Origin of the sequence: Nocardia huaxiensis, from assembly GCF_013744875.1 — a bacterium.
Classification (GTDB): Bacteria; Actinomycetota; Actinomycetes; order Mycobacteriales; family Mycobacteriaceae; genus Nocardia; species Nocardia huaxiensis.
The window spans coordinates 5802264-5814639 of the sequence record NZ_CP059399.1 but is presented as its reverse complement, the minus strand read 5'-3'; the positions used below and the strand labels follow the sequence as shown (position 1 = coordinate 5814639).

Sequence of the window (12376 nt, the reverse complement as noted above, 5' to 3'; positions counted from 1 at the left end):
CTCCGCTCGACCCGACCGCACGGCGCTCCGGCCACCGCGCAGGTCGTCTGATTCACCAATTCAAGGAGTAACAATGTCCATTCGAGAACTGCTGTTCGCGGTCGCGGACATCTGGATGATCATCGTGGGATTCACCTACGGCATCAAGTTCATTCGCAACTACAAGAACTACCTGCTCGGCCTCGAATGGATCATCGTCGCCACCTCGGGTACGAACTTCCTGATCTACGGCCTGATCAAAGCCGGTCACGACAGCCCGATGTACGCCTTCGCGTATTTCCTGGACGCGTTCTCCCGCTCAGTCGGCATCACACTCATCCTGGTCCTCGGACTGATGAGCGTGACCCACCGGTACAAACCGTCCGCGGCGGTGGACATCGCCGCGTTTGCCGTGGCGGGCGCGGCCGGCTTCGTCCTCAGCCAATTCGCCGACGAGATCGGCACTCCCGGCAAGATCTTCTACATCGTCGTCAACGTGCTCACCACGCTCTTCCTGGCGTACTTCGCCAAGCGGCTGTGGGATATCGGCGAACGTGGGCACGCCATCTGGACCGCCGTCGCCACCGCCTGCGGATTCGTCATCGCCTCCATCTACGACTTCGTCCACATCCCAGGCGACGATGCCGAGCACACGCTCTTCTACATCGGCGCGCTGTCCACCTGGGGCCTGCAGATGTTCACGTACTTCCGTGCCTACCGCGCGTTCGACGCGCACAACCAGCGCACCGACGCCAGAGCGGTCAACGGCACACCGGTCACGGCTTGAGCGCCGCGCGTCCACATCGATCGAAACAACGGAGTTCGAATGAATACGCACGAAATACCTGACGAGACAACGACGGTAGTCGTCATCGGCGCCGGAATCGCGGGCTTGACGGCCGCGACCACGCTGTCCGCGGAAACCGACGTGGTTGTCCTCGAGTCCACCGATCGCGCCGGCGGGCGCGTCGAAACCGTCCGGCAGGGCGATTACTGGATCAATGTCGGCACTCAATTCACCGAGGGCACAGGCACATTGATCGAAGCCCTCGACCGGCACGGCATCGAACGAGGCTCGCTCGCCGGCAAGAGCGTCGCGCTGCACCTGAACGGCCGGACGATCGACACCTCGAATCCCCTTGCGCTCATGTTCCGTACGCGCATGTCGATGCTGGACCGCATCGGTATGGCCATCGTCGGCGCCCGCATCCTGGCGGTCATGCCGTTCCTGGAGTCGCAGTCTCGTATCGCCCAGCGGATTCGAGCCCGGCTCGACGCGAAACCGGCCTCGTACCTACTGAAGGGCGTCCGCTCCGAGCTGGCAGCCGCCATCGTCAGGTCGTGGTCGGCACAGTGGATGGGATGCGAAGTGGGGGAGACCGCCGCCACCCAGCTCGTCACCTCGGTGGGCCTCGCCCTGGCAGACCCGGCGAAGATCCCGAACTTCTCACTGCCGGTGGGCGGCAACCAGACACTGACCGACGTCCTGGCGGAAGACCTCGGTGACCGCATCCGGCTGAATGCGACGGTGCAATCGGTGCGACAGGACGGTGAAGACGTCATCGTCGACTACCTCGACGGGAATCGCCCGGCACGACTGCGAGCCCGGCGCGCGATCGTGACCGTTCCCGCCGACATCGCCGAACGCATCATCCCGGATCTCGCACCGCGCTACGAGGGTGCCTTCGGCGATATCGCCTACGGCCGCTACGTGATCACCGGATTCTTCACCGACGAGATCGGAGTGCAGCGCTGGGACGACTACTTCGCCGTCTCGACGCCACAGCTGTCCTTCCAAGCGATGTTCAATCACGCCGCGGCCAAGCGCACGGGCGATGACCGCAAACCCGGTGGCGCGCTGGCATGTTTCGCCGGCGGCGCCCAGGCCGATGCCATGTTCGACCTGTCCGACGCGGAGATCGTGGCACGGTTCACCGAAGACCTGCTCTCCGTATTCCCCGAGTTGGAAGGGAAATTGGGCGAAGGCATCGTGCGGCGGCACCATCGGGTCGTGCCCTTCTGGGCGCCCGGCCGACGAACCTCGCTTCCGACGCTGCGGGCTCCGCTGGGTCTCCTCCACTTCGCCGGCGACTATCAGCTCGACTTGCCGTCGCTCGCCGACGCGGCCGCATCGGGCGAGCAAGCGGCGCAGGCCGTACTGGCGGGCCTGAGCCGGCCGTGACAGGCCAGGCCCCGCAGGTCTGCTCTGTCCGACACACGGCGACCGATACCCGGGAACCGCTCACCGGGCGCGTTATCCTCTGGCTATGACCGGGGTCGCGCGTTTCGGTGTCGGGCTCGTCGTCGGCGTGATCGCGGGTGTGATCGCCTGGACCACCTCGGGACAGTGGCCGTTCGGCCTGTTGATCCTCATCATCACGGCTGCGGCAGTCACTATCGCCTGGACCCTGAAAGTACTGCTGCCCAAGGACTTCGAAGAAACCCGCGCCCATGCCGCCGCCGCCGACGTCGACGACCGGGTTGGCGATATCGCGCTCCTGCTCATCCTGGTCGGCAGCCTCGCGAGCATCGGAATATTGCTGGGCTCGGGCACCGACGAGAACAAGGCCCTGTACGCGGGCCTCGCCATGGCGGCCGTACTCACGGTCTGGGCCCTGCTGCACACGCTGTACACCGCGCGCTATGCCCGGGTCTACTACCAGGCGCCCGAAGGCGGCATCGACTTCAACTCGGACACCCCGCCGCGATACACCGACTTCTGCTACTTCTCCTTCAATCTCGGTATGACCTACCAGGTTTCGGATACGAACGTCTCCGAAACCGCCATCCGCTCCGAGGTCCTCAAACACTGCCTCTTCAGCTACATCTACGGCACGGTGATCATCGCGTGCAGTATCAACCTCGTCTTGGGTCTGGTCGGGTGATGGACGCCCTGTTCTCGCATGCCAGGACCTGCGCGAGGAATCCCACTCATCGAGCAATTCTGCCTCAGGGTTCGTCGAGCAGATCGTCGCCGAGATGTGCGAGCAATGAACAGATAGCCGATCGATAGCCACACCTGCTCGTGTGTTCATCCGCCAGGCGACAATCGCCCCATACGCGCATGAATAACCTTGGGCGCCCTGGCTTTCTGGCCGTGCAAGGGAAAGTCGCGCTTGTAGGAGATCGTCTGGCTGCGCTCTGTCGGCTCATATGACCCAGTCGTATGGGGCTTCCGCCCTGTGGTGGCGGATTTGAACCTCGTATGCGGATGCGCGCAGGTTCAAATCCGCCTGAATCGACATGATGGCTGGTCAGCCGACTTGGCCGCCCTGGCGCTCCGGTGTGGCCGCGGCGATTCTGCCCGGAAAATGACCGGAATCGAATGGAACAGTGGCACCGATTGTCACACGCGAATGTCCATCGGATCGAAGGGGATCTGATCTGCTTGGTGCCAGAGCAGTCCGGGCCCGGTGGCCAGGGGATGGGGTTCGCCGGTCATCGCGGCCAGTGCCGTCGCGACTTCTTCGATGCCGGCGCGGGTGTAGATCGTGGTCGCACCATGCGTGTTGTGCAGCGAATGTCCAGCGAAAGCTTTGGCGACCGAATGGCCGAAGTTTCGTTCGACCCAGCGCAAGGTGGTGTGGCGCAGCCAGTGGGTGGTGACCCCGTGGGTGGCGACCGGCGGGACGGATCGCCCGATGCGTTCCCACAGGAGGTCGTATCGGCGCTTGCTGATCGGCATTCCGCTGCGATAGCGCAGCAGGTATTCGGAAAAGTCAGGCTTGAGTGGTCGGCCGTTGCGGGTCGTGGTCCGGTCAGAATCGACACTGCGGATCCGGACCGTGTAGTGATCTTGCAGCGCGGCCATGAGGGTGGGGGTGACGGGTTGCCATCGTTCGGTTTGTCCCTTCTCCCGCAACAGGATCACCGATTGGACGGGATCGAGGTCCTGAATCCTGAGTGCGAGCGCTCCACCGAGACGGCACGCGGTCTCGGTGTGCAGTCGCAGCAGCAGCGCATCGAGATGTGGATCGTTGCCCCCTTGTGCGGCAGCGCAATTGATTTGCGCGAGTAACTCATTGGGAAGGGCTCGGCGGTTCGAGGGCAATGTACGGGGTCGGTCCAAGCGCGCCGAGGGGTCGTTGGTCCTGGCAATGTACCGGTCGTCGATAGCGAATCGGTACAGGCAGCGCAGGGCGTGATAGAAGTGTTCGACGGCTACGCGGCCGCCGCGGTCGTTGCGGGTGATCCGGCGTTGTTGGCGAGTGGCTTCGATGAGGGCCTTGAAATCGGTGACGGTCGGCTCGTCGAGCCGCTTGTTCGGCCAGAGCTTCTGCCAATAACTCATGTAGGTGTCTCTGGTGGCGGTGGCGGGCATCGCGTTGTAGACGATGGGAATGTATTCGGCGAACGTGGGGACGGTGCGTTGCAGTGTGGCGGCGTCGTGCAGATCGTCGATGCTCACACCCAGCCGATCGATGAGCATCATCGCAGCGGCGATATCGGAATTGACGACGGGATCGCTCATTTCGTCGCTCCGTTCTCGTCGGTGAGTTGCCGAATGACCATGGCGTCGAGCACATGCTGAGGAAAGACGATCAGGCGGTTGTGGCCGGTGTCGGCGGTCACCAGGACGCGGTCGCCGCCCCGCAATCCCGCGGCGCGGCACAACAGCGCGGGAATCCGCACCGTGTGATCACGAGGAAGCCGAATGCGCGCCGATCCGCTCGGACCCATTGCGATCACCGGGCCGCGCACATGAGCCTCGAGCCGGTCGCCGGGCACCCATCCCAGCGCCTGCAACAACCACTTCACGCTCAGCCGGCCGCCCTCGTCTACGGCGCTCACCGCATGGAAGGATGTGCGCTGTCGATTCGAAGTGCGTTGCCATTCCGGGAGCTCGGGAATCGCCGCGATCGGCAATCCGATGCGTACTCGAGAGGAGGCCCCGATGTCCGCGAGCGGAACCTCGACCTGTGCCGGGTTTGTCGCATCCTGGAAACCGGGTGCATGTGCGGGATTCGTATACCAGTAGATGGGCGATGGCGGAGCAGAATCGTTCCCGAACGTTACTTCAGTCATGGGATCTGCGCGGATTCGCCCCGGATCCGGTACCGGAGCGGTCTCGGTCCTGGAACGCGATCAGGTCAGGGGCGCGGGCGCAGGATGACCACGGGGATCTCCCGTTCGGTCCAGGCCTGGTAGGTGTCGAAATCCGCGTAGGCGTCGACGAGCATCGGCCACAGGCGGGCGCGCTGCTGTGGGTCTGCGGTGACGGCCCGCACGGGGTGACGGGTGCGGCCGATCTGAATGTGGATGTCGGGGTGGGCGACCAGATTCCGATACCACTGCGGGTGCTTGGGAAGCCCGCCCTGTGAAGCGACGACGATCGTGTCGGGGCCGTCGGTGATGTAGAGCAGCGGTGTGGTGTAGATCGTTCCCGAGGTGCGGCCACGGTGTTCGAGGAGCAGGGTCGGTACCGGCTTGCGGAATCCGGCGCCGATGCGCCACTTCCCGCCGATGCGGCCACCGGTGCGCCGGTAGGTCCAAACCTGTGCTCTGCCCATGACTTTGAAGATTTTCGGCAGCAGCGGGGAGTCGAGTTGTGTGGGGCGGGGTGGTGTGGCCGTCATGATGGTCCTTCTGTCCAGCGGGCTTCGCTGACCATACATCTGGCGGTAGGTGTATGGTCAAGCCCTTCCGATCGGCGAGGAGGGAAACTGAGCGGGTGCGCACACATGGATGGGCGGGGGCGACACCCGCCGATGACACCGAAGCCGTCGAACGGATACTGGCTGCCGCGCGGGTGGCGATCGACCGGTCCGGAGGCGACTTCACCATTGCGGAGGTCGCGCGGGAGCTGGGTGTCACCCGTCAGACCGTCTACCGGTACTTTCCCGGGACTGAAGCACTGCTGACCGCGACCGCCATCGCGCAGACCGCGCATTTTCTCGACGTCCTGGCCGCGCACCTGAGTGAGATCCGCGATCCCGCCGCGGCCGTGGTCGAAGGAATCGCCTACACCCTCGAGCGCCTGCCGCACGAGAAGTATCTCGGCCTGCTCCTCGCCCCGGGCCGCGCGAGCGCCTTCTCGGCCGGTGTAACTTCCGACACCGCACTGGAATTCGGCCGCTCGCTCTTGCGGCGGTTCAGCATCGACTGGGCGGCCGCCGGCTTCGACGATGTCCGGTTCGACGAGCTCGTCGAACATATGCTGCGCACCGTGCAGTCCTTCACCCTCGATCCGGGTCGCCCACCGCGCCGCGGCGCTGCGCTACGGGGCTACCTCACCACCTGGGTCGCCCCCGCCCTGACGGCTGCCCGCGACTAGGCCGATCGTCGATCGACCACATGCGCTGTACGGTGCGCCACTGCGGATATCAGTGCCTGCGTGAATTCCTCGACGTCGTCGATGCCCTGTGCGGTGATCAGGTCGCCGTCGGTGTGGACGCCGTCGGTCGTCCACGTCGCGCCGGCGTTGGTGAGGTCGGTGGCCAGGCTGGGCCAGGCGGCGATGGTGCGGCCGGTGACGAGTCCGGCGTCGATGAGTGTCCATGGGCCGTGGCAGATGGCGGCGATGGGGATGCGTGCGTGGTGGGCTTCGCGCAGGAGGCGGTGTGTGGCCGGATCTCGGCGCAGGATATCGGGATTCGCGACGCCGCCGGGCAGGACGAGTGCGTGGTAGTCCGTTGCGGCCGCGTCGGTGGTGCGCAGATCGACCGGGAAGCGGTCGGCGCGGTCGAGATTGGTGGAACGCGTGCACGAAGCCCGGTTCGGGGGCGAGCAGCACGGTGTGCGCGCCCATGGCGCGCAGGGCATTCCACGGGTGCTGTAGCTCGATCTGTTCGACGCCTTCGTTGGCGGTCAGGAAGGCGATCGTCTTGCCGGTGAGAAGTGGTGTCATGAACTGTCTTTCGTCGGATGTGGGTGCCGCCCGCGAGTGCGGGCGGCAGCGGATCGGGGGAGTCGGGGTGGATCAGCCGGCGGGTGTGGGTGCGGCGTCGGTGATGGCCGCGATCAGGGCGTCGTTGCTGTAGGCGACTCCGCCGATTCCCCAGCCGCCGTCGGCGGCGTAGCTGATGTTGATCCAGATGTCGTCGGGGGCATGGCCGGACACGACATGGTTGGTGGCGATCGCGGTGGCCGTGGTGATGAAGGCGGCGCGGTCCTGCGGGGTGGGCAGGCCGATGCCGGGCAGTTTGAGCTCGATGAGCAGGACGGGACGGTTCACGCCGCCGGTATGGACGTGTTCGGGGTCGAGTAGGTGCAGGTGGCCGCCGACGACCGGGGTGAAGAAGGGGTTGCCGGTCAATCCGCTGGCCTCGATGAGGGCCTCGATGAGTTGCGGGATCAGTTGGCGCTCACCGGTTTCGGTGAGAACTCCGCGGGGTGCGATGACGGTGAAAGGCACGGATTGCTGTCCTTGTCTCTTGGGGAGGAATCGACATCGCTAGTACGTACGTACTAGCGACTACACCGTGCACTAGGATGGCCGTACTAGTCAAGTGGAGGAGTTCTCAGCGATGACCAAACCGACCCGGGCCCGCATGATCGATGCCGCCGTGGACAGCCTGCGCCGTAACGGTTTGGCGGGCATGTCGTTCACGGAGGTGCTGGCCGAGAGCGGTGCCGCGCGCGGGGCGATCTATCACCATTTCCCCAGCGGGAAGAGCGAATTGGTGGCCGAAGCCGCGCGGCTGCACGGGCAGGACGTCACGCTGCGGATGGCGGAGCTGGCCGGGCCGGACCCGCGTGCCGTCGTGGCGGCCTTCCTGGATTTCGCCCGGCCCGTCATGGAAGACGCGGCGCTCGGCAGTGGCTGTGCGATCGCGGCCGTCACGGTCCGCGCGGGCAAGGAGGGTGACGAGTTGTGCCGGGTCGCCGCAACGACTTTCGCCGCGTGGACCGATCGCCTCGCGGCCGCGCTCACCGATGCGGGCATGTCGCCGGATGCGGCGGCCGATCTCGCCTGTCTGTTGATCAGCCTGCTCGAAGGCGCGCAGGTGCTGTGCCGGGCCGAGGGCGGCACCGGCCCCTTCGATCGTGCCGCCCGGGCGGCCCTGGCGGCCGCTCCGGACGCGTGACGATCCACACCGCGAAACCCGGTGCCCCGGCCCGGCCCTCGAAGTATCCGAGGAGCGGTTGCCGGACATCACAGGGTCAGGCCGCTTCGACTCCGGGCGGGTTCCAGGCGCCGTCGATGATCTTGCTGTCGGGCCAGTAGAGTCGCAGCAGCAGGTTGAACTCACCCGATTCCGGGGCGGGCAGCCAGTTGGATTCCCTTTCCGGGCCGGGGTTTTCGCGCTGGATGTAGACATCCAGTGAGCCGTCGGAATTCTTGTGCATCTGCTCGCCACGCACCGCGTACCGGTTGATCGGGTTGGCGACGAAGAAGCCCTTGTCGTTGTACATGGTCAGCGACCAGAACGCGCGCACTGGCGGGATCTCGTCGGCTGCGAAGTGCAGCACGTAGTTCCGGTCGGAGGTCAGGTTCGCGCCGGTGGCGTCGATGCGGGTGGCCGGGTAGATGGCGTCCTCGGGCAGATTCGCCCCCAGGCCGCTGTAGGCGACCAGCGCGCGCTGGTCGTAGTCGGTGCCGTAGGTGCCCATGCCGGTGCGGGCGACGTTCCAGCCGTTGGCCGGCGTGCCGCTGAGATCGACCTCGATCTTCGACAGTGCTTCGGGCCAGGCGTCCTGCCAGATCTTGCGGTCGGAATCCGACAGCGTCGACAGGTCGAGTTTCTTGTCCGGGGTCCACCCGGCCGCGGCCAGTTGATCGAGCAGGTCCTTGTCCTCGGGCCGGGGCTGGTTGTGCGACAGGCTCGAATAGTAGAGATCCCAGTACTGCTGGGGGCTCAGGTCGTGAATGTACTTCGCGACTTCCTGCCCGACCGGCCAATCCTGGTGCAGGTCGGTGTTTTCCGGCGGCGTGTAGGCGGTGCCGTACGCGCTCAGCGGCGCGGCGGTCAACTGCTGCTGGATCGCGACGACGGCGGGAAGGTCCTCCGGGCCATTGACCTGGATGCGGCCGATGATCCAGCCGCCGTCGGTGGGCATCTTGTACTCGTGCACGCCGTCGGGGAGCGTGCCGCGCCAGTTCGGGCCGGTGACGGCGAACTGGTAGGCGTGTCCTGCGCCGAGGGTGCGGGTGCCCGGTGAGGCTTGCACGTTGGTCCACATGTCCAGGATCGGGAACAAATGGTACCGATCGCCCATGTCCGGCACGCTGATCACCAGCGGCTCCTTGGACACGTCGTAGAACATCGACGAGTACAGGGTGTCGACATTCGCGCGCACCACGTTGGTGAACGAAGCGTCGGGCAGGAACGCCAGATTCCCGAACTGATTCATTGGCGCTTCGCCGCTCGCCGCCGGGCGCGCCACATTCGTCGACTGCCGCCGCGTCACCTCCACCGACACCAGCGGATAGGTATACGCGTACGCCTTCATCGCCGTCTCTTCGCTCAGCCCTGAAGCCGGCGTTGAACTCTTCGAGCACGCGGTCATGCCCAGTGCGACCACCGCCGCACCGACCACGACGGCGAGGGTCTTGCCTCGATACGATCTCGAACTCACTGGCCCTCCTAAGGGCTCGTCAGGATCGAACCAATCAGATTTGCCATCAGGTAACTGAGGCACTCTCGAGGTTAAACCCGGCGACCTGGGGGCGGTGCTCGGGAAGGGGTGGCGGCGTGTCAGGATGCCGATTCTGCAGTCGCGCAGGTGTAGTCGTCGACGAGCTGGGCGAGATCGTGCCAGGCGGCGTGGACGCGCGGGTCGCCGGGATCCTCGCTCATGAGCAGGTGATATGCGCGGACCTGTGTTTCGGCGATGAGGTCGATCCGGGCGCCGAGACTGCCGCATGATTGCCGGGTGGGGTCGCCGGTGCGGGCCCAGGAATCGATGGCGTGAATGAGCTCGACGCGTTCGATGCCGAGCATTGTTCGGGTGCCGGGGATCTTCAGCAGCAGGCGGTGCACGGTGCCGAGCTTGTTGGCATATCGGGTCAGCGGATGGTCGTCGATGTGGTGATTGCGGATGGCCGAGAGCAGCGCCTCGCCGGTCGGAAAGGCCGATTCGGTGGGTGCGGGTGGTTCGAGGCGGCGTCGGCGATGGTCTGCCCAGAGTTCGCTTGAAAGCTTCATTCGCTCCTCCTGACCGTGGTGGTCACCCGGCGCCGAGGGTTCTCTGCACGAATTGCGTTGTGTTACAGCGATTTCTTCCCGGCGCCGGGTGGTCCCTCAAGGATTGCCGGTGAGCTGCTGGCTGGGGCAGGCCATTGGTCCCCCCGGTAAACCCCCCAATTTCCAAAGCGGGCAACCGGCCGACCGGTTTCGGGCTACTGTCGAGACACGTTGCGCGGAAGGGGATCTCGATGCGGGCATCCAGTAGAAACGACCAGCTCGAACGCCAGATACGGCAGCGCGGCTGGACCCGCCGGGAGGTTGCCGACGCGGTCAACCAGGCTCATGAGCTACTCACCGGCAGGGCCGGGGCATACAGCGAGGAACGTGTGCGGCGACTCGTGCGAGGGGAGATCACCTGGCCGCACCCGCACTACCGGCGGGCTCTCGAACACGTCTTCGGTGTTGCGGCAACGGAATTGGGCTTGTTCAACGGCCGGCGCACTCGGGCCGAACCGCCCGCGGCGCGAATGCGGCCCGGGGGCGCGGGCAGGCCACCGGAGGCGGGGCAGACGAATCGTCGCGATGTCATGAAAGCCATCACCCTGCTGACCACGGTGCCGCCGGCGATGATCACCGACGTCAATGCGCCCGATGGGCTCGAACGGATCGCGGGTGCGGTATCGGCGCCCCGGCGGGCGGACGCGGTCGTGCTCGACACCATCGAAACGATCGTCGATCAAGCCAAGCTCCAAGACGATCGGCTGGGACCGCGTGCGGCCATCGGAACGGTGCTGACGCAGGCGCATCTGACCGAAGCCCTGCTCGCCGACGCCGGTTCCGCGCAGCGCCCCCGATTGCTGTCACTGCGCAGCCGCATCGGCAGCTCGATCGGCTGGCAGTCCTACGATCTCGGGCATGCCGAGGCCGCGACAGGCCATTTCCAGATCGCGCGGGCGGCGGCCGACGAGTGCGGCGACCATGCCGCCGGTGCGCTGGCCATGGCGGAATGGTCGTGCATGGCAGTCGACACCGATTCGCCGCTGGCCGCCGCCGACCTGGCGGCGGGCGCCGAGGTGCGCGCCAGCGACACCGACGACCCGCGCTTGCGGGCGCACACCGCGGCGGTCCTCGCCGTTGCGCTGGCCCGGCTGGGGTGCGCGAGCGAAACTCGTTCCGCGCTGAATCGGGCCGGTCGGTACGACGTGGCCGAGGTGGCGGATCCCGCCGATTCGCTCGCGTACTTCTGCACCCCGGCGCACCTCGCGCGAATGCGAGCACGCGCGTTGCGCTCCATCGGCGATCTCGACGCGGCGCTCGATGCGGCGTCGGAATCGGTTGCCCTGCAACCGCGTAGGGACCTGACCTCGGCGCACATCCTGCTCGGCGCACTCTACCTCGACACCGGCCGGCTCGACGCCGCGGTCGAGACCATCATCGCCGGGCTCGACGCGGGCGCCGGACCGAATTCGCCCCGCGTGACCACGCGGCTGCGAGCCACCTGGAAAGACATCCGGCGGCTGGCGCCCGGCTCGGCCCCGGTCCGCAAGCTCGATCAACGTCTCGCGGAAAGCCGCGCCGCCTGACGTCCGCTTCCGTCGAATGCTCGGCGTCTCAGACGAGTTCGCCGATATTGCCGAACACGCTGTTCAGCTTGGCCTGTCCGTCGGCGAGGTTGTAGGTGACGCACGCGATGGCGCATTCGCCGGTCATCACCCGCTGGGAGATGGTGGTCGAGCGCTGCATGAGCTGACGCGCTGTCTCCTCGACGTGCCGGGCCTCGAGTTCGTCGACGGTGGTGAGTCCTTCGCGGCGGCCGAGCAGCACCGACGGGGTCACCCGCTCCACCACGCTGCGAATGAATCCGCCGGGGACCGCGCCGGTGTCCAGGGCGTCGATGGTGGCCCGCACCGCGCCGCAGCTGTCGTGGCCGAGCACCACGATCAGGGGCACGTTCAGCACCTGCACGCCGTATTCGATGGAGCCGAGCACCGAGCTGTCCACGACGTGGCCGGCCGTGCGGACCACGAACATGTCGCCGAGCCCGCGATCGAAGATGATCTCGGCGGCGACGCGGGAGTCGCCGCAGCCGAACAGGATCGCCGAGGGGTTCTGTCCGCTCGCCAGTTTCGCGCGATCCGCCGCACCCTGACCGGGATGCAGCAGCTCACCGTTGACGAACCGCTCGTTTCCCTCGCGCAACGACTTCCAGGCAGTGATCGGATTCGAATGAGGCATGGCATCCATCTTGCCTGTGAACCGGACATAGCGGGTGGGCAGGGTGACGGAACAGGTCCGCGAGCTGGGTCCGGCCGATGGACAGGGTGCGT

The 12376-nt window shown here is 66.1% G+C and carries 14 protein-coding genes; 6 read left to right on the top strand and 8 right to left on the bottom strand.

Annotated features, from left to right (window positions below; all coding sequences use genetic code 11):
• The first annotated feature begins 73 nt into the window (after positions 1–73).
• The 3 genes from H0264_RS26260 to H0264_RS26250 all read left to right on the top strand — a co-directional run bounded on the left by H0264_RS26260 (position 74) and on the right by H0264_RS26250 (position 2864).
• Positions 74–766 carry a transporter gene (locus tag H0264_RS26260; protein WP_181580021.1) on the top strand — a complete coding sequence of 231 codons (693 nt, stop codon included), beginning with the start codon at positions 74–76 and terminating at the stop codon, positions 764–766.
• A gap of 39 nt (positions 767–805) precedes the next feature.
• Positions 806–2161, top strand: coding sequence for a flavin monoamine oxidase family protein (locus H0264_RS26255; protein WP_181580020.1), 1356 nt, complete (start codon positions 806–808; stop codon positions 2159–2161).
• Between the two features lie 85 nt (positions 2162–2246).
• The gene (locus H0264_RS26250) at positions 2247–2864 is read left to right on the top strand and encodes a DUF1345 domain-containing protein (RefSeq protein WP_181580019.1); all 618 of its coding nucleotides are present in this window, start codon (positions 2247–2249) and stop codon (positions 2862–2864) included.
• A 461-nt stretch (positions 2865–3325) separates the two neighbouring features.
• On the opposite strand, the gene H0264_RS26245 is transcribed toward H0264_RS26250, so the two are convergent.
• The 3 genes from H0264_RS26245 to H0264_RS26235 all read right to left on the bottom strand — a co-directional run bounded on the left by H0264_RS26245 (position 3326) and on the right by H0264_RS26235 (position 5555).
• A complete protein-coding gene (locus H0264_RS26245) occupies positions 3326–4450 on the bottom strand; it encodes a tyrosine-type recombinase/integrase (RefSeq protein WP_181580018.1) in 1125 nt (374 codons plus the stop codon).
• Complete coding sequence (locus tag H0264_RS26240) at positions 4447–4770, bottom strand: hypothetical protein (protein WP_181580017.1); 324 nt, start codon at positions 4768–4770, stop codon at positions 4447–4449. The genes H0264_RS26245 and H0264_RS26240 overlap by 4 nt, the downstream gene beginning before the upstream one ends.
• 299 nt (positions 4771–5069) lie before the next feature.
• Entirely contained in the window at positions 5070–5555 is a 486-nt protein-coding gene (locus H0264_RS26235; RefSeq protein ID WP_181580016.1) for a nitroreductase family deazaflavin-dependent oxidoreductase, read from the bottom strand.
• A 95-nt stretch (positions 5556–5650) separates the two neighbouring features.
• Between H0264_RS26235 and H0264_RS26230 the strand changes: the two genes are divergently transcribed.
• Positions 5651–6253 (top strand): TetR/AcrR family transcriptional regulator, encoded by a 603-nt coding sequence (locus tag H0264_RS26230; RefSeq protein WP_181580015.1) that lies wholly within the window; start codon positions 5651–5653, stop codon positions 6251–6253.
• On the opposite strand, the gene H0264_RS26225 is transcribed toward H0264_RS26230, so the two are convergent.
• On the bottom strand, positions 6250–6741 hold the full coding sequence (locus H0264_RS26225) for a DJ-1/PfpI family protein (protein ID WP_244975948.1): 492 nt from the start codon (positions 6739–6741) through the stop codon (positions 6250–6252). The genes H0264_RS26230 and H0264_RS26225 overlap by 4 nt on opposite strands.
• 157 nt (positions 6742–6898) lie before the next feature.
• Positions 6899–7333 carry a tautomerase family protein gene (locus tag H0264_RS26220; RefSeq protein ID WP_181580014.1) on the bottom strand — a complete coding sequence of 145 codons (435 nt, stop codon included), beginning with the start codon at positions 7331–7333 and terminating at the stop codon, positions 6899–6901.
• 112 nt (positions 7334–7445) lie between these two features.
• On the opposite strand from H0264_RS26220, the gene H0264_RS26215 reads away from it, so the two are divergent.
• On the top strand, positions 7446–8006 hold the full coding sequence (locus H0264_RS26215; RefSeq protein WP_181580013.1) for a TetR/AcrR family transcriptional regulator: 561 nt from the start codon (positions 7446–7448) through the stop codon (positions 8004–8006).
• A 76-nt stretch (positions 8007–8082) separates the two neighbouring features.
• Here H0264_RS26215 and H0264_RS26210 read toward each other — a convergent pair whose 3' ends face one another.
• The gene (locus H0264_RS26210) at positions 8083–9498 is read right to left on the bottom strand and encodes a DUF1254 domain-containing protein (RefSeq protein WP_181580012.1); all 1416 of its coding nucleotides are present in this window, start codon (positions 9496–9498) and stop codon (positions 8083–8085) included.
• A 119-nt stretch (positions 9499–9617) separates the two neighbouring features.
• Entirely contained in the window at positions 9618–10067 is a 450-nt protein-coding gene (locus H0264_RS26205) for a hypothetical protein (protein ID WP_181580011.1), read from the bottom strand.
• A 230-nt stretch (positions 10068–10297) separates the two neighbouring features.
• Here H0264_RS26205 and H0264_RS26200 point away from each other — a divergent pair, with 230 nt between their 5' ends.
• The gene (locus H0264_RS26200) at positions 10298–11632 is read left to right on the top strand and encodes an NsdA family TPR-like regulatory protein (RefSeq protein WP_181580010.1); all 1335 of its coding nucleotides are present in this window, start codon (positions 10298–10300) and stop codon (positions 11630–11632) included.
• A gap of 28 nt (positions 11633–11660) precedes the next feature.
• Here the strand turns inward: H0264_RS26200 and H0264_RS26195 are convergent, their stop codons facing one another.
• Positions 11661–12284, bottom strand: a complete 624-nt coding sequence (locus H0264_RS26195) for a carbonic anhydrase (protein WP_181580009.1) — start codon at positions 12282–12284, stop codon at positions 11661–11663.
• Positions 12285–12376: the final 92 nt, after the last annotated feature.

Excerpts from the sequence above, each read along its gene's own strand:
- H0264_RS26260 (WP_181580021.1), top strand. The coding sequence starts at position 74 with ATGTCCATTCGAGAACTGCTGTTCGCGGTCGCGGACATCTGGATGATC.
- H0264_RS26255 (WP_181580020.1), top strand. The coding sequence starts at position 806 with ATGAATACGCACGAAATACCTGACGAGACAACGACGGTAGTCGTCATC.
- H0264_RS26250 (WP_181580019.1), top strand. The coding sequence starts at position 2,247 with ATGACCGGGGTCGCGCGTTTCGGTGTCGGGCTCGTCGTCGGCGTGATC.
- H0264_RS26245 (WP_181580018.1), bottom strand. The coding sequence starts at position 4,450 with ATGAGCGATCCCGTCGTCAATTCCGATATCGCCGCTGCGATGATGCTC.
- H0264_RS26235 (WP_181580016.1), bottom strand. The coding sequence starts at position 5,555 with ATGACGGCCACACCACCCCGCCCCACACAACTCGACTCCCCGCTGCTG.
- H0264_RS26225 (WP_244975948.1), bottom strand. The coding sequence starts at position 6,741 with ATGCCCTGCGCGCCATGGGCGCGCACACCGTGCTGCTCGCCCCCGAAC.
- H0264_RS26215 (WP_181580013.1), top strand. The coding sequence starts at position 7,446 with ATGACCAAACCGACCCGGGCCCGCATGATCGATGCCGCCGTGGACAGC.
- H0264_RS26205 (WP_181580011.1), bottom strand. The coding sequence starts at position 10,067 with ATGAAGCTTTCAAGCGAACTCTGGGCAGACCATCGCCGACGCCGCCTC.
- H0264_RS26200 (WP_181580010.1), top strand. The coding sequence starts at position 10,298 with ATGCGGGCATCCAGTAGAAACGACCAGCTCGAACGCCAGATACGGCAG.
- H0264_RS26195 (WP_181580009.1), bottom strand. The coding sequence starts at position 12,284 with ATGCCTCATTCGAATCCGATCACTGCCTGGAAGTCGTTGCGCGAGGGA.